Genomic DNA, 15,822 nt, shown 5'->3' on the forward strand with positions numbered 1-15,822 from the left:
AACACTCCCCATGTCATTTCTGGAATACGCACCCGCGCCGGAATCGAAGGCGATCCTGAAGCTGCGCGACAGCTACGGCCTGTTCATCAACGGCGAGTTCGTCGACGGCTCAGGCCCCAGCTTCTCGACCATCTCGCCGTCGGACGAGACGCGCATCGCCGAGATCGCCTCGGCATCCGATGAAGACGTCGACCGTGCGGTCGCCGCGGCACGTCGCGCCTACGACAAGACCTGGTCGAAGATGAGTGGCCGCGATCGGGGCAAGTACCTGTTCCGTATCGCTCGTCTCGTGCAGGAGCGTGCTCGCGAGCTCGCGGTCGCTGAGAGCCTCGACAACGGCAAGCCGATCAAGGAGAGCCGCGACGTCGACGTGCCGCTCGTGGCCTCGTGGTTCTTCTACTACGCCGGCTGGGCCGACAAGCTCGACTACGCGGGTCTCGGAGCGAACCCGCGTGCCCTCGGCGTCGCCGGGCAGGTCATCCCGTGGAACTTCCCGCTGCTCATGCTGGCGTGGAAGCTCGCTCCGGCGCTGGCCGCCGGCAACACCGTCGTGCTCAAGCCCGCCGAGACCACGCCGCTGACGGCGCTCATCTTCGCGGAGATCCTGCAGCAGGCCGATCTTCCGCCGGGTGTCGTGAACATCATCACGGGAGCAGGCTCCACGGGCGCGGCGCTCGTGCGCCACCCGGACGTCGACAAGGTCGCGTTCACGGGCTCCACCGGCGTCGGACGTGACATCGCTCGCGCCGTGGCAGGCACCGGCAAGAAGCTCACGCTCGAACTCGGTGGCAAGGCCGCGAACATCGTCTTCGACGATGCGCCGATCGACCAGGCGATCGAAGGCATCGTCAACGGCATCTTCTTCAATCAGGGCCACGTGTGCTGCGCAGGCAGCCGCCTGCTCGTACAGGAGTCGATCCACGACGAGGTCGTCGATCGACTGAAGACCCGCCTGTCGACGCTGCGTCTGGGCGATCCGCTCGACAAGAACACCGACATCGGGGCCATCAACTCCGCAGCTCAGCTGGCCCGCATCCGCGAGCTCAGCGACATCGGCGAGGCGGAGGGCGCCGAGCGGTGGACCGCCGAGTGCGCGATCCCCGAGAAGGGGTTCTGGTTCGCACCGACGATCTTCACGGGCGTCGAGGCATCGCACCGCATCGCGCGCGACGAGGTGTTCGGGCCGGTTCTCTCCGTGCTCACGTTCCGCACGCCCGCAGAGGCGATCGCGAAGGCGAACAACACGCCGTACGGTCTCTCGGCCGGCATCTGGTCCGACAAGGGATCCCGCATCCTTGCGGTCGCCGACCGCCTGCGCGCAGGAGTCATCTGGGCGAACACCTTCAACCGTTTCGACCCGTCGAGCCCGTTCGGCGGGTACAAGGAGTCCGGATTCGGCCGCGAGGGCGGCCGCCAGGGCCTCACCGCCTACCTCCAGGGAGCAGCATCATGAGCAAGCGACTCACCGTGCCGAAGACCTACAAGCTCGCGATCGGCGGGGCGTTCCCTCGCAGCGAGTCCGGCCGCACCTACGAGGTCGTCTCGGCCAAGGGCGGGTTCCTGGCGAACGCGGCCCAGGCGTCGCGCAAGGATGCTCGGGATGCCGTCGTCGCCGCGCGCGCAGCCGTCAAGGGCTGGTCGGGTGCGACCGCGTACAACCGGGGCCAGGTGCTCTACCGCGTCGCCGAGGTGCTCGAGGGACGTCGGGCGCAGTTCATCGACGAGATCGTCGCGCAGGAGGGCGTGTCTGCAGCGGCGGCCGCAGTACAGGTCGACGACGCGATCGACCTCTGGGTCTGGTACGCCGGCTGGTGCGACAAGTACGCGCAGGTCGCAGGCAACGCGAACCCCGTCTCGGGACCGTACTTCAACATCTCCGTGCCGGAGCCGACGGGCGTCGTCGCGGTCGTCGCGCCCCAGGATTCCGCGCTGCTGGGACTCGTGTCCGTGGTCGCGCCAGCGCTCGTCGCGGGCAACACCGTCGTCGTGATCGCCAGTGAGCGGCATCCGCTCTCGGCCATCAGCCTCGCAGAAGTCCTCGCGACCAGCGACGTGCCGGGGGGAGTCGTGAACGTCCTCACGGGGTCGCCCGCAGAGATCGTGCCGTGGCTCGCCTCGCACCAGGACGTCAATGCGCTCGACCTCGCCGGAGCAGGCGACCTCGACTGGGTGGACATGCAGATCGCCGCGGCCGAGACGCTCAAGCGCGTGCTCGCGCCGGGGAAGGTCGTCGCCTCGCCGGAGCGCATCGGCGCCTTCACCGAGATCAAGACCGTCTGGCACACCAAGTCGATGGTCTGACCTGACCGATCCCTCGACGCCCCATGTGGCCGCCCACGCCCCCTTGGGCCGACGGCAACCACGTGGGGCGTCGGCGTTCAGGTGGGGCGTCGGCGTTCAGGCCGCCCTCCGGGCGTTCGCCTGGCGCGGACGCGGGCGAACGTATCCGCGCCAATGCATCCCGGTGTCCGATACAGCGGTTAGGCTCGGATGACGATCTCGGCATCCTGAGGAGGACGCGCATGGCCCGTATCGGTGAAAGCGCCGACCTGTTCAAGTGCTCCTTCTGCGGAAAGAGCCAGAAGCAGGTGCAGCAGCTCATCGCTGGCCCCGGTGTGTACATCTGCGACGAGTGCGTCGAGCTGTGCAACGAGATCATCGAGGAGCGGATGGCGGAGTCCGCCGCGACCGGCACCGCCGACTTCGAACTGCCCAAGCCTCGTGAGATCTTCTCGTTCCTCGAGGAGTACGTGGTCGGGCAGGAGCCGGCGAAGAAGGCTCTTGCCGTCGCGGTCTACAACCACTACAAGCGCATCCGCGCGCATGGCACCCTGCAGCCGGCCGAGCAGAAGGCCGAGAGCGTCGAGATCGCGAAGAGCAACATCCTGCTCATCGGCCCCACGGGCTGCGGCAAGACCTATCTCGCGCAGACTCTGGCCAAGCGCCTGAACGTGCCGTTCGCGGTCGCCGACGCCACGGCTCTCACCGAAGCCGGATACGTCGGCGAAGACGTCGAGAACATCCTCCTCAAGCTCATCCAGGCCGCGGACTACGACGTCAAGCGCGCCGAGCAGGGCATCATCTACATCGACGAGGTCGACAAGATCGCCCGCAAGGCCGAGAACCCGTCGATCACGCGTGACGTCTCCGGCGAGGGTGTGCAGCAGGCGCTGCTCAAGATTATCGAGGGCACGGTCGCCTCGGTGCCGCCGCAGGGCGGCCGAAAGCATCCGCACCAGGAATTCCTGCAGATCGACACCTCGAACGTGCTGTTCATCGTCGCCGGCGCCTTCGCTGGTCTCGAGGACATCGTCTCGGCACGCGTCGGCAAGCACGGCATCGGCTTCGGCGCCCCGCTGCACGACAAGGGCAAGGACCTCGACCTGTTCAGCGAAGTTCTGCCCGAGGATCTGCACAAGTTCGGGCTCATCCCCGAGTTCATCGGCCGTCTGCCCGTCGTGACCTCGGTGTCGCCGCTCGATCAGGATGCCCTGATCGACATCCTCACCGGTCCGCGCAACGCCCTGGTCAAGCAGTATCAGCGCATGTTCGAGCTCGACGGTGTGCAGCTCGAGTTCGAGGAAGACGCGCTGCGGTCGATCGCCGACCTCGCTGTCGAGCGCAAGACCGGTGCCCGTGGACTCCGCGCGATTCTCGAAGACGTGCTGGGCCCGATCATGTTCGAGATCCCCTCGACCGACGACGTCGCGAAGGTGATCATCACGCGCGCCTCCGTCGACGAGGGCGCACCGCCCACGATCGTGATGGAGCGCAAGCGCAAGAGCGCATGACGGCTGCCCCTGTACCCTGGCGGGTCGTGGACAGCGAGCTCGTCGTCGCTGACCGGTGGATCCGACTGCGTGCTGACGACTGCCGAGACGCGGAGAAGAGCACGATTGCGCCGTACTACGTGCTCGAGTACGACGATTGGATCTCGGTACTCGCACTCGATGACGCCGGCAATGCGGTGGTCGTCGAGGAATATCGGCACGGCGCGGGCATCGTCGCGGTGGGCGCGATCGGCGGGGGAGTCGAGCCCGGCGAGGGGCCGGCGGATGCCGCCCTGCGCGAGCTCCGCGAGGAGACCGGGTACGCAGCGGGCGAGCTGATCGAACTCGGAGCGACCTGGGCGAACTTCGGCAGTCACACGAACCGGGTGCATCACTTCCTCGCCCTCGGCTGCCGATCCGCCGGCGAACAGCAACTCGATGACAGCGAGGCGATCACGGTGCATCTGCTCTCGCCCGACGGCCTCGGCGAGCATCTCGAGCAGAGCTATCACCAGCTCACCTGGTACAAGGCGATGGAGTGGCTGGGACGCTGACGAGATCGATGACCTCGGATCCACAGGCGGCGTGCGGTGGAGCGCTGCACCACTCCACCGCTGTGGCTTCAGGCCAGTGGCAGCACGAGGTCGGTGCGCAGCGCCTCTGGTGCCTCGGTCGGATCGGACACGTAGATCTCGATCATGATGCCGCGCGACGAATGACCCTCGGCGAGCGTGCGCTGCAGGAGTCCCTGCCAGGCCGCGCCGAGACCCTCGTACGACCCGAAGACCGAGGTCGCCGTCGCAGGCCCCGCAGGCAGCACCGATGCCGTCACAGGGAGCCCGTTCGATTCGATGGCCTCGGCCGGCGCCGAGGCCACGGGGAATCCGAGCTCGAGATCGAAGGTCCCCATCGGATTGCCGTAGTACACGGCGAGCGCTGGTCCTGCATGGATCAGCCGGCCGTCCGCGAAGAGCTCGCTGATCGCGCGATATCCGCCGTCGAACGCGTCGCGCAGATCTGCGAGCGTGATCTGCTCGTGCCTGATCACGGCGAGCGGCATGGTGTCGATACGGATGTGATCGGTCGGCCCGAACGGGTCCTCTGGGAATGCGCTCATGACGGTCATCCTTCCAGACCCCGCCGCTTCAGCAGAGGACCGATCTCGGCGTCGCGCCCGCGGAAGTCGCGATAGGCCTCGAGAGGATCCATCGAGCCGCCCACACCGAGCAGGCGTGACCGGAACCGGTCGCCGTTCCCGCGCGTGAGGCCGCCGTTCTCGCGGAACCATTCGACGGTGTCGGCATCGAGCACCTCGCTCCAGATGTACGAGTAGTAGCCCGCGCTGTACCCGCCCGAGAAGACGTGGGCGAAGTATGCCGACGAGTAGCGGGTCGGCACGACAGGACCGTCGAGGCCGATGTCGGCGAGGGCCGCCGCTTCGAACACCGCGACGTCGGGGACCTCGGCATCCGTCCCGATGCGATGCCAGGCCTGATCGAGCCACGCCGCAGCCAGATACTCGCTCGTCGCATGCCCCTGATCGAAGGTCTCGGTCGCGCGAAGCCGCTCGACGACCGCCGGATCCAGCGGCTGGCCGGTCTCATGGTGGCGTGCATAGTTGTCGAGGACCTCAGGCCACAGGATCCACATCTCGTTCACCTGACTGGGGAACTCGACGAAGTCGCGGAACACGTTGGTGCCGGCGAAGTGCGGGAACGTCACGATCGCGAATAGGCCGTGCAGGGCGTGGCCGAACTCGTGGAACAGTGTCGTGACCTCGTCGAGCGTCAGCAGCGTCGGCTCGCCCTCGGCAGGTTGCGCCACGTTGAGGTTGTTCACGACGACCGGAGCTGTACCTCTCAACCGCGACTGGCTCACGATCGCATTCATCCACGCCCCGCCGCGCTTGGCGTCTCTCGTGTAGAGATCGAGCACGTATAGGCCCACAGGGCTTCCGTCCTCGTTGAACACCTCGAAGACGCGTGCGCCCGGATGGTACGAGGGGAGATCAGGGCGCTCGGTGAATGTCACGCCGTAGAGGCGGGTCGCCGCGAAGAAGACGCCGTCCTGCAGGACACGCTCGGCTTCGAACCACGGCCGCAGTGCGGCGGTGTCGATGTCGTATCTGGCAGTGCGGACCCTCTCTGTGTAGAACGCCCAGTCGTGAGCCTCCACGGCGAACGCCTCAGGCTCGGTGGCGTCGACGATCTCCTGCAGCGCCTCCCGCTCGGCCCGTGCGTTGCGGGCTGACGGAGCAGCCAACTCTCGCAGCATCCGCTCGACCGCTTCCGGTGTCTTGGCCGTTTCGTCGGCCGTCACATACGCGGCATGAGAGTCGTAGCCGAGGAGGGCTGCCCGCTCGGCCCGCAGCCGCACCATCTCCCTCAGCACGGGACGGTTGTCGTTCCCATTGTCGCGAGAGGCTCGGGAGAGGGATGCCGTCATGATACGGCGCCGGGACTCGCGGTTGCGCAGCTGGGCAAGGTACGGGTGGCCGGTGAACAGCGGCAGGGAGACGAGGTAGCGACCCTCCAGACCGCGGTCGGCGGCTGCACGAGCGGCCGCAGACACCTCGCCGCTGCTCAGGCCGTCGAGCTCGGAAGCTTCGTCGAAGACCACGGCCAGGTCGTTCGTGTCGTTGAGGAGGTTGCGCTCGAATGTCGTGCTGAGCGTCGACAGCTGCTGGTTCAGGTCGGTCAGCCTGGCCTTCGCCTCGTCGTCGAGCGCGGCGCCGGCGTGCGTCATCTCGCGGAAGCGCCGTTCGACCAGGTACCGCTGCTCGGCATCGAGGTCGAGGGCGTCGAGCTGGTCGTGCACTTGAGCGACACGCCAGTACAGGGCGCCGTCGAGCGTGATCGCGTCGTCGTGCGCAGCCATCAGCGGAGCGAGCTCCTCATCGACGGCCTGGATCTCGGGCGTCGCATCCGCGGAGCTCACGGTGTAGAACGCATGGGCGATGCGGTCGAGCATCTCACCTGATCGCTCCAGAGCTTCGATCGTGTTCTCGAACGTCGGCATGGATCTCACCATCGTGATCCGGGAGATCTCCCGCAGCTGCTCGGCGAACGCCGCTCTGAACGCCGGCAGATAGTGTTCGGGCCTGATCAGTCGGTAGTCCGGCAGCCCGTAGGGGAGAGCAGACGGCTGCAGCAGCGGATTCGAAGCGTCGGTCATTCCTCGAGCCTAGCCAGCGCCCTCGAAGCACCGGGCGTGTCGAGTGAAGGGCAGTTGCAAAGAAACCCTTGCAAAAGAACTCTTGCAAAGATATCTTTGCTTGTATGACGAACGAAGAAGGTCGCACCCTCGACTCCGGAGCCTTGAAGGCTCTCGCGCACCCGCTGCGGGTGCGCATCTTCGACCTGCTGAGCGAGCGAGGGCCGCAGACCGCGAGCACGCTGGCCGCTCTCGTCGGCGAGACCTCGGGCTCCATGAGCTATCACCTGCGAGCACTTGCCGCGCATGACCTCATCCAGGAGGTCGAGGGCAGGGGCACTGCCCGCGAGCGCTGGTGGGAGCGCCCGAAGGGCCGCATCGACCTGCCGGGCCCGGACGAGTCGATGACACCGTCGAATCGCGCCGCGGCGCAGATCGTCACCTCGGAATTCTTCCGACTGCGACACGAGACGCTGATGGCGTACCTCAACCGCAACGAATCCGAGATCCCGGAGGAATGGCGCGATGCCGGGATCATCATGACCACCTACCTCGACCTGACCATCGAGCAGATGGCCGAGCTCAAGGCCGAACTGAGCGGGGTCGTCGACCAGATCATCGCGCGGTACAAGGGCCAGACGGGCCCGGGCCGTCGGCGCGTCACCCTTCGCGCCGAGCTCTTCGACCTGTCCGCCTCTCTCACGAACACGGAGGAATCATGACCAGCGCAGCACTTCACCTGACGGCACCGACGCAGACCGAGCGCGGTCTGCTCCGGCTCGCCGAGCGCATCACGGCCTTCGTGGAAGGCCGTGTCGCGGCCCGCGCCGCGCGGCGCGAGATCGCTCTCGACCTGCTCCGCGAGCAGCAGGCCCGCAAACACGACCAGCGCGGGATCGACCACATGCTCGCGCAGGCGGGATTGCCGCGCCGCTGAGCTCTCCGCGACGAAGCGACCCCCTGCAGCAGCTGCAGGGGGTTGCTTCCGCGTCAGGCGGGTCAGTCTTCGAAGGGGCGCGAGACGACTCCGGACGCCGTCTGCAGGACTTCCCAGCCGGCATCGAGCTCCGCGATCGCGCGGCCCTCGAGCCAGGTCAGCGTCCAGTACCCGCTAGTCGGCAAGCTCGAGGACCCAGCGAGATTCGCCTCCGCCTCGGCGATCGCCGGCCGGAGCGCCGCCGGAACCGATGCCGGCGGCTCCGAACCCGCCGCCCAGCGCGTGCCCAGCTGCATCAGGCGCCCTCGACCGGAGCGAGCTCGATCGCCGTGACGGCGAAGGCTTCGGCCTCGGTGAACTCGAGCTCATCGATTCGGCCCACGGCGCGCAGATCGTCGGCCGCAGCGCGCAGGGCGTCGAGCTTGGCGGCAGGCGCCGCGATCGCCGCGCGCGAGACCGGGGTCTTCTGCGAGGCCTTGGCCTCGGTCTTCGCGCGACGGATGCCGATGAGCGCCTCGCTCGCCACGGAGAGCACTGCGGGGTCGCCCTCGATGCCGAGCGGCTCTGGCCAGGACGCCGTGTGCACCGAGCCCTCCTCGAACCACGACCACACCTCTTCGGTCGCGAACGACAGGATCGGCGCGAGCAGGCGGAGCAGCGTCGACAGGGCCAGACGCAGCGCGAGGGCGGCGGATGCCTGCCCCACGTCGTTCTGGTTGTAGGCGCGCTCCTTCACGAGCTCGAGGTAGTCGTCGCAGAACGTCCAGAAGAACGCCTCGGTGACCTCGAGCGCCTTCGCCTGGTCGTAGTTCTCGTACGCCTTCGTGGCCTCGACGATCACGCCGTCGAGAGCCGTGAGCATCGACGCGTCGAGTGCATGCGTGACCTGGGCGCCCTCGGGCACGGGGAACGACAGCACGAACTTCGCGGCGTTCAGGACCTTGATGGCAAGGCGACGCCCGATCTTCACCTGAGTGGGGTTCTGCGGGTCGAAGGCGGCGTCCATGCCCAGACGGCTCGACGCGGACCAGTAGCGCACAGCATCCGATCCGTGCGCATCGAGGATGTCTGCCGGGGTCACCACGTTGCCCTTGGACTTCGACATCTTCTTGCGGTCGGGGTCGACGATGAAGCCGCTGATCGCGGCGTTGCGCCACGGCGAGCGCCCGTCTTCCAGCGTCGAGCGCAGCATGGTCGAGAAGAGCCAGGTGCGGATGATGTCCTGGCCCTGCGGGCGCAGGTCGAACGGGGCGGTGAGCTGCCACAGCTCCTCGTCGCGCTGCCATCCTCCGGCCAGCTGCGGGGTGAGCGAGGACGTCGCCCAGGTGTCGAGGATGTCGGCCTCTGCCTCGAAGCCGCCCGGTACGCCGCGCTGGTCCTCGGTGAAGCCGTCGGGCACGTCGGTCGTCGGATCGATCGGCAGCTGCTCGTGCGAGGGGGTCAGCACGCGGTCGTAGTCGCGCTCGCCGTTCTCGTCGAGTCCGTACCACAGCGGAATCGGCACGCCGAAGAAGCGCTGGCGCGACACCAGCCAGTCGCCGGTGAGGCCGCCGACCCAGTTCTCGTAGCGCACCCGCATGAAGTCGGGATGCCAGGCGAGTTCGCTGCCGTGCGCGATCAGCTGGTCCCGCAGGTCGGCGTCACGGGCGCCGTTGCGGATGTACCACTGGCGGGTCGAGACGATCTCGAGCGGGCGGTCGCCTTTCTCGAAGAACTTCACGGCGTGGTTGAACGGCTTGCCGACGGCCGTCATGTCGCCGGTCTCCTGCAGCTTCTCGACGATCTCCTTGCGGGCGGAGAACACGGTCTTGCCGGCGAGGTGCTCCTCGTACCAGGTGCGGGCCTCGGCGGACCCGACCAGGGCGGGAGCTTCGGGGAGGAAGCGTCCGTCGAGCCCGATCGTCGTCATGTTCGGCAGGTCGCGGCCATCTGCGGTGCGGAGCTCCCGCCACCAGATGATGTCGGTCACGTCGCCGAAGGTGCAGACCATGGCGGCGCCGGTGCCCTTGTCGGCGAGGGCCAGATGGTGCCCGTGGATCTCGATCTCGGCGTCGAAGAACGGCGTCTTCACCTTGGTGCCGATCAGGTGCTTGTGCGGCCCCTCGGGGTGCGTGACGATCGCGATGCACGCGGGCAGCAGCTCGGGCCGGGTGGTCTCGATCGTGATCGCGCCGCTGCCGTCGGCGAACGGGAAATCGATCGTGTGATACGCCGCCTGCTGATCGCGGTCCTCGAGCTCGGCCTGGGCGATCGCCGAGCGGAAGTCGATGTCCCACAGCGTCGGTGCGAGCGCCTGGTAGGCCTCGCCGCGCTCGATGTTGCGCAGGAACGCGAGCTGGCTCTGACGGATGGTGTCGTCGGAGATCGTGCGGTAGGTCTGCGTCCAGTCCACACTCAGACCCAGCTGGCGGAACAGCGCCTCGAACTGCTTCTCGTCTTCGACCGTGAGCTTCTCGCACAGCTCGATGAAGTTGCGGCGGCTGATCGGCTTCTGGTCGGCCGCACGCGAGGACTTGTTGTCGCCGCCCTCGAACGGGGGAGTGAAGTCGGGATCGTAGGGGAGCGAGGGATCACAGCGCACGCCGTAGTAGTTCTGCACGCGGCGCTCGGTGGGCAGGCCGTTGTCATCCCACCCCATCGGGTAGAACACGGTCTTGCCGCGCATGCGCTCGAAGCGCGCCTTGATATCGGTGTGCGTGTACGAGAACACATGGCCGATGTGAAGCGAGCCGGATGCCGTCGGCGGGGGGGTGTCGATCGAGTACACGCCCTCACGACCGGACTGCGCGGCGCGGATGCGGTCGAACAGATACGTGCCCTGCTCGGACCAGCGGTCGTTCCACTTCGCTTCGAGACCTTCGAGTGCGGGCTTGTCGGGAATCACGGACATACGGGAGGTCTCCTCGAGCGATGTATGCGGCACTGTGTGAGCGTGCCTGAGTGTGGATGTGCTCCCAGTGTACCGACCGGGTAACGACCCGGCCGTACATCGACCGGGTCCAAGAATCGGCCGTAGAATCGGAGCATCCCGAATCGAATCTTCTGAGGAATCGTCATGCCTGCACGCCTCACGCGTCGCCTCCTTCCCCTCACCGCGCTCGCCGCGGCATCCGCTCTCGTCCTCAGCGCCTGCGCTCCCAGCGCCGGCGGGGAGAGCGACGGCGCTGAGCTCGTGTGGTCGATCGAGGGAGCCAACCTCTCCGCCGGGCATATGGACCCGCAGGTGAGCCAGCTCGACGTGTCGGGCATGGTGCAGCGCGCGGTGCTCGACTCGCTGGTCTTCCAGGAGGACGACGGCAGCTTCTCGCCGTGGCTGGCCACGAAGTGGGAGGTGTCGCCGGACAGCACGGAGTACACCTTCACCCTGCGTGACGACGTGACGTTCACGGACGGCGAGAAGTTCGACGCGGCGGCCGTGAAGGCGAACTTCGATCGCATCGTCGACCCCGAGACCGAGTCGGCACAGGCGGCGAGCATGCTCGGGGCCGATTTCTACAAGGGCACCGAGGTCGTCGACGACTACACCGTGAAGGTGAGCTTCACGCAGCCCTACGCGCCGTTCCTGCAGGCTGCGAGCACCCCGCAGCTCGGGTTCTACTCGCCGAAGGTGCTTAAGGAGTCGGCCGACAAGCTCAAGGCAGGCGGCCCCGGCATCACGGTCGGCACCGGTCCCTTCGAGCTGACCGAGTACACGCCCGACCAGGAGATCGTCTACACGCGCAACGACGACTACGCGTGGGGCCCGGGCACCGACGGCGCGAAGGCTCCGAAGTTCGAGACGCTGCGCGTGGAGATCCAGCCTGAGGCGTCGGTGCGCACCGGCGTGGTCGAAAGCGGCGAGTCCGATCTCACCAGCAACGTGCCGCCGAACCTCGTGGACGGACTCGACGAGAGCATCACGGTCGACTCGGTCGAGTACCCCGGTCTGCCCTACTCGCTCTACCTGAACGAGAAGTACGGCGTCTTCGCCGATGAGAAGGTCCGTGAGGCGTTCTCGCGCGGAATCGACATCGACGCTGCGGTCGAGGAGATCTACTTCGGTCAGTTCCCGCGGGCGTGGAGTGTCCTCGGTTCGACCACTCCCGGTTACGACGCCTCCCTCGAGGGCAGCTGGCCTTTCGACCAGGATGCGGCGAACAGTCTTCTCGACGAGGCCGGCTGGACCGCGCGCGATGCCGACGGCATCCGCATGAAGGACGGCAAGCGCCTCTCCGTGCGCTGGATCGCGTGGACTCCGATCCCCGACGACCGCAAGGCGCTGGCGAATGCGATCCAGTCGGATCTGAAGAAGATCGGGTTCGAGGTCGTGCGCGAGGAGCTCGAGCCCGGAGCGTACAACGAGCAGTACGGGCCGAAGGCCTTCGACCTCACGGACTGGGGCTTCTCGGGAGTCGACCCCGACTTCCTGCGCAACCACCTGCACACCGACGGCTTCCAGAACGCCTCCCAGGTCTCAGACCCCGCGCTCGACGCACTGCTCGACCAGGCCGTGGGCACGACCGATCAGAGCACGCGCAACCAGCTCTACACCGAGGTGCAGCAGTGGAACGCGCAGCATGTCGCGATCGTGCCGCTCTACAGCCCCTCGGCGATCACGGCGGTGGGCGAGCGCGTCAAGGGACTCGACTACGACCTCTACGGCCGGCCGCTGTTCTACGATGTGAGCGTCGGCTGAACCTCATCCGTCGTTGAGCGAGCAGAGCGAGCGCCGTACTGAGCGAGCGATGCGAGTCGAGGTGGTGAAACGGTGAGGGCGGTACTGCTGAGGATCGCCGGAGCCGCAGCATCCGCCGTCGTCGTCCTCTGGGGAGCCGCCACGCTCGCGTTCCTCGCGTTCCGGGTGATCCCCGGCGACCCCGTGTCTGTGATGCTCGGTCCGCAGGCCCAGGTGAGCGAGACCGTGAAGGACTCGATCCGTTCGGAGCTCGGCCTCGATCGCCCGCCGCTGGAGCAGTACCTCGCGTTCATCGGGCGGCTTGCTCAGGGAGATCTCGGCGAGTCGTACCAGCTGCGGATGCCGGTCGCCGAGGTGATCGGCAGGCAGCTCGGTGCGACACTGCAGCTGTCTGTGCTGGCTCTGCTGATCGCCCTCGTGCTGGCGCTCGCAGTGACGGTGATCGTGCGCGGCAGGATCGGGCGCGCGATCGCCGCAGGAGTCGAGCTGGTCGTGCTGTCGTCACCGGTGTTCTGGATCGGACTCCTGCTTCTCAGCGTGTTCGCGTTCGGACTGGGGTGGTTCCCCGTGTCGGGTGCGCGCAACCCCGCGACGCTCGTGCTCCCCGCCGTCACACTCGCACTGCCGGTGGCGGCGCTGTTGAGCCAGGTGCTCAGAGACGGCCTGGTGCAGGCCGAGCGGATGCCGTTCGCCGAGACGGTGCGCGCGCGGGGTGCCGGACCCTCCTGGTTCACGCTGCGGCACGGGCTGCGGCACGGCGGCGCAGGTGCGATCACGCTCGCGGCCTATCTCACGGGATCCGTGCTCGGCGGAGCCGTGCTCGTCGAGACCGTCTTCGCGCGCCCTGGTCTGGGACGCATCACGCTCTCGGCGATCGGAAACCGCGATCTGCCCGTCATCACCGGGATCATCCTGCTCAGCGCCCTCGTGTTCGTCGGCGTGAACATCGCGGTCGAGCTCCTGCATCCGCTGATCGACCCGCGGCTGCGGTCGCAGAGCGCGGGCGGACGATGAAGCGCGTGCTGTTGTGGGCGGCGGTCGCTGTGCTCGCGGTGATCGCGTTCGCCGCGGTGCTGCCCGACGCGCTGGCCCCGTCGAGTCCTCTGTCCACGGATGTGCGCTCCGCGCTGCTGCCGCCGAGCGCCGAGCATCTCTTCGGCACCGACCAGAGCGGGCGCGACGTGTTCTCCCGAGTGGTCCACGGGGCGGGGCGATCGGTCGGCATCGGGCTTCTCGCCACGAGCATCGCCCTGGTCGGAGGCCTGCTCATCGGTGCGGTGGCGGGCGTCGCACCTCGAGGAGTCGACGCGGCCATGATGCGGGTGAACGATGTGCTGATGGCGTTTCCCGAGTTCCTCGTCGCACTGGTGGTGGTCGCGGTGCTCGGTCCTGGGCCGGTCAACATCGCGATCGCGGTGACCCTGGCCGCGGCTCCCGTGTACATCCGTCTTGCTCGTGTGCAGACCCGCTCCCTGCGGCTGGCCGAGCATGTCGAGGCTGCGCGCATCCTCGGCGTGCCGCCGGTGCAGGCGTTCCTGCGGCACGTGATGCCCGGGGTGCTCGGCACGCTCAGCGTGCTGGCGACGATCGGGATCGGGTCGAGCATCCTCGCAGCGGCGGGCCTGAGCTTTCTCGGGCTCGGGCCGTCCGAGCCGACGCCGGAATGGGGTCTCATGCTCGCGGGCGGTCGCAACGTGCTCGGTCAGGCGTGGTGGGTCTCAGTCTTCCCCGGCATCGCCATCACCGTCACGGTCGTGGCAGCGACGGTCGTCGGTCGCGTTCTTCGCTCTGGGCGGACGTCGTGAACCCGGCGCTCGACGCTCGCGGGCTGCGCATCGCCTTCGCGGGAGTGCCTGTCGTCGACGGGGTGTCGCTCACGGTGTCGCCGGGCGAATGCGTGGCGATCGTGGGCGAGTCCGGGGCAGGCAAGTCGCTCACGGCGCGGGCGCTGCTGGGACTGCTGCCAGGAGAGGCCTCGGTGCGTGCCGAACGTCTCACGGTCGACGGCGTCGACGCAGGCGCCCTGAATGAGCACGGCTGGCGAAGACTTCGCGGCTCGCGCATCGCCCTGGTCTCGCAGGACGCGCTCGTGTCCCTCGATCCGCTGCAGCGCATCGGCCGCGAGGTCGCCGAGGCCCGGCGTCTGCATGGTCTTCCCGCCGAGACCGAGCAGGTGCACGCGCTGCTGCGACGCGTGTGGATGCCCGAGCCCGAGCGCAGAGCGCGTCAGTACTCGCATCAGCTGTCGGGCGGCTTGCGCCAGCGAGCGCTGATCGCCTCAGCGCTGTCTGCGGATCCTGCCGTGCTCGTGGCGGACGAGCCCACCACGGCCCTCGACGCCACGGTGCAGGCTCGCATCCTCTCGCTTCTGCGGGAGATCGCGGATGCCGGCACCGCGGTGCTGTTCATCAGCCACGACTTCGCGGCCGTGCGCCGTCTCGCCGATCGCGTGCTGGTGATGCGCAACGGCGTCGTCGTCGAAGAGGGGCTCGTGAGCGAGGTGCTCGAGAGTCCGCAGCACGAGTACACGCGCCGGCTCATCGACGCCACGCGGCATTCGCCCCGCGGCGTACAGGAGCCGGCCACCGATCAGGTGCTCGTGGCGACCGGCGTGACGAAGAGGTTCGGGGAGACCGAAGCCGTGAGCGAGGCGTCCTTCGTCGTGCCGCAGGGACGCACGCTCGGCATCGTGGGCGAGTCGGGGTCGGGGAAGACCACGCTCGCACGGATCATGGTGGGCGTCGAGAGACCGGATGCCGGTGAGCTGCGCTGGGCGGGCGCGCCCCGGGTGCAGCTCGTGCATCAGAACCCGCTGGGCGCCTTCGACCCGCGCTGGACGATCGACCGGTCGCTTCGCGAGGCGCTCGCCGCGGGCGGGGTGCCTCGGGCGCTCCGTTCGGCGCGGGTCGCCGACCTGATGAGAGAAGTGGATCTCGATCCCGCCCTGGCTGCGCGGCGGCCCATCGCGCTCTCCGGAGGGCAGCGTCAGCGCGCGGCGATCGCCCGTGCTCTTGCCGCCGAGCCCGAGGTGCTCGTGCTCGACGAGCCCGTGTCTGCGCTCGACCCCTCGGTGCGCGAGCGTGTGCTGCAGCTCCTGGTGCGGCTGCAGCGCGAGCGCCGGCTCACGATGGTCTTCGTGTCGCACGACCTCGACGTGGTCGGGGCCGTCGCGGATGAGGTGCTCGTGATGCAGGACGGGCGCATCGTCGAGCAGGGCCCGACCGGTGCCGTGTTCGCGGCGCCCCAGCATCCGTTCACGAAGGAGCTGCTCGCGGCGGGGTCCTGAG

At 68.0% G+C, this 15,822-nt stretch carries 14 protein-coding genes; 10 read left to right on the top strand and 4 right to left on the bottom strand.

Annotation, left to right across the window (positions count from 1 at the left end):
• Positions 1-10: 10 nt before the first annotated feature.
• From RS84_RS13255 to RS84_RS13270, 4 genes are all read left to right on the top strand, one after another.
• A complete protein-coding gene (locus RS84_RS13255) occupies positions 11-1,453 on the top strand; it encodes an aldehyde dehydrogenase family protein (RefSeq protein WP_045258300.1) in 1,443 nt (480 codons plus the stop codon).
• A complete protein-coding gene (locus RS84_RS13260) occupies positions 1,450-2,301 on the top strand; it encodes an aldehyde dehydrogenase family protein (RefSeq protein ID WP_045258301.1) in 852 nt (283 codons plus the stop codon). The genes RS84_RS13255 and RS84_RS13260 overlap by 4 nt, the downstream gene beginning before the upstream one ends.
• 221 nt (positions 2,302-2,522) lie before the next feature.
• A complete protein-coding gene (clpX, locus tag RS84_RS13265; protein ID WP_045258302.1) occupies positions 2,523-3,791 on the top strand; it encodes an ATP-dependent Clp protease ATP-binding subunit ClpX in 1,269 nt (422 codons plus the stop codon).
• A 26-nt stretch (positions 3,792-3,817) separates the two neighbouring features.
• Positions 3,818-4,324, top strand: a complete 507-nt coding sequence (locus RS84_RS13270; RefSeq protein ID WP_052676365.1) for an NUDIX hydrolase — start codon at positions 3,818-3,820, stop codon at positions 4,322-4,324.
• Between the two features lie 68 nt (positions 4,325-4,392).
• Here the strand turns inward: RS84_RS13270 and RS84_RS18730 are convergent, their stop codons facing one another.
• Positions 4,393-4,887 (bottom strand): GyrI-like domain-containing protein, encoded by a 495-nt coding sequence (locus tag RS84_RS18730; RefSeq protein WP_152641829.1) that lies wholly within the window; start codon positions 4,885-4,887, stop codon positions 4,393-4,395.
• A 5-nt stretch (positions 4,888-4,892) separates the two neighbouring features.
• Positions 4,893-6,944 carry a M3 family metallopeptidase gene (locus tag RS84_RS13280; protein WP_045258303.1) on the bottom strand — a complete coding sequence of 684 codons (2,052 nt, stop codon included), beginning with the start codon at positions 6,942-6,944 and terminating at the stop codon, positions 4,893-4,895.
• 104 nt (positions 6,945-7,048) lie between these two features.
• Here RS84_RS13280 and RS84_RS13285 point away from each other — a divergent pair, with 104 nt between their 5' ends.
• Positions 7,049-7,645, top strand: coding sequence for an ArsR/SmtB family transcription factor (locus RS84_RS13285; RefSeq protein WP_045258304.1), 597 nt, complete (start codon positions 7,049-7,051; stop codon positions 7,643-7,645).
• A complete protein-coding gene (locus RS84_RS13290) occupies positions 7,642-7,860 on the top strand; it encodes a hypothetical protein (RefSeq protein WP_045258305.1) in 219 nt (72 codons plus the stop codon). The genes RS84_RS13285 and RS84_RS13290 overlap by 4 nt, the downstream gene beginning before the upstream one ends.
• Positions 7,861-7,922: 62 nt before the next feature.
• Here the strand turns inward: RS84_RS13290 and RS84_RS13295 are convergent, their stop codons facing one another.
• Both RS84_RS13295 and valS read right to left on the bottom strand, forming a co-directional pair.
• A complete protein-coding gene (locus tag RS84_RS13295; protein ID WP_045258306.1) occupies positions 7,923-8,156 on the bottom strand; it encodes a hypothetical protein in 234 nt (77 codons plus the stop codon).
• Positions 8,156-10,750: a valine--tRNA ligase gene (gene valS / locus RS84_RS13300; protein WP_045258307.1), complete on the bottom strand. Its 2,595-nt coding sequence runs from the start codon at positions 10,748-10,750 to the stop codon at positions 8,156-8,158. Before valS ends, RS84_RS13295 begins: the two co-directional genes overlap by 1 nt.
• A 165-nt stretch (positions 10,751-10,915) precedes the next feature.
• Here valS and RS84_RS13305 point away from each other — a divergent pair, with 165 nt between their 5' ends.
• The 4 genes from RS84_RS13305 (at position 10,916) to RS84_RS13320 (ending at position 15,821) form a co-directional block, all read left to right on the top strand.
• On the top strand, positions 10,916-12,535 hold the full coding sequence (locus tag RS84_RS13305; RefSeq protein ID WP_045258308.1) for an ABC transporter substrate-binding protein: 1,620 nt from the start codon (positions 10,916-10,918) through the stop codon (positions 12,533-12,535).
• Positions 12,536-12,607: 72 nt separating this feature from the next.
• Entirely contained in the window at positions 12,608-13,549 is a 942-nt protein-coding gene (locus RS84_RS13310) for an ABC transporter permease (protein ID WP_045258309.1), read from the top strand.
• Positions 13,546-14,340 carry an ABC transporter permease gene (locus tag RS84_RS13315; RefSeq protein WP_045258310.1) on the top strand — a complete coding sequence of 265 codons (795 nt, stop codon included), beginning with the start codon at positions 13,546-13,548 and terminating at the stop codon, positions 14,338-14,340. Before RS84_RS13310 ends, RS84_RS13315 begins: the two co-directional genes overlap by 4 nt.
• On the top strand, positions 14,337-15,821 hold the full coding sequence (locus tag RS84_RS13320; RefSeq protein ID WP_045258311.1) for an ATP-binding cassette domain-containing protein: 1,485 nt from the start codon (positions 14,337-14,339) through the stop codon (positions 15,819-15,821). Before RS84_RS13315 ends, RS84_RS13320 begins: the two co-directional genes overlap by 4 nt.
• The last annotated feature ends 1 nt before the right edge of the window (position 15,822 follow it).

This window comes from Microbacterium hydrocarbonoxydans, assembly GCF_000956475.1.
Lineage (GTDB): Bacteria > Actinomycetota > Actinomycetes > Actinomycetales > Microbacteriaceae > Microbacterium > Microbacterium hydrocarbonoxydans_A.